Here is a 337-nt window from a genome sequence, read left to right as displayed (position 1 = left end):
AATGGTACACGCGTCGAGAAGGGGAAAAGGATCAAGATCAAAAAAGAACCCTCACGGCGGCGTAGCACAAACTAACCCATTGTTGCCCACCCATTAGACGGCGAAAGGGCGGATTGGTTTCAAAAAAGGTTAAGAAAAGGGGCTTTCTTACAGGAGAAAATGCCGAAACAGCTTGAACTGACGGACTGGTACTTCCAGAAAAGACGGGAGCTCCATGCGCTCTTCGCGGTTAAAGAGTGGCTGAAGAAATGAAAAAGCCCGAAACCGTTCGCTGGGGTTTCGGGCTGCTGATGTGTTACGTGGAAGGGCGGTTTGGGCCGCCTAATTTTTTATCAAG

The 337-nt window shown here is 49.6% G+C and carries 1 pseudogene; it reads left to right on the top strand.

Going from position 1 to position 337, the window contains the following annotated elements:
• Positions 1-252 (top strand): annotated as a pseudogene (locus SB660_RS19460) (DUF2515 domain-containing protein); the annotation flags it as partial.
• Between the last annotated feature and the right edge of the window lie 85 nt (positions 253-337).

This window comes from Bacillus sp. SIMBA_005 (assembly GCF_046535585.1).
Classification (GTDB): Bacteria; Bacillota; Bacilli; order Bacillales; family Bacillaceae; genus Bacillus; species Bacillus pumilus.
The sequence above is the reverse complement of the archived record's forward strand: the minus strand, read 5'-3'. Positions and strand labels throughout refer to the sequence as shown.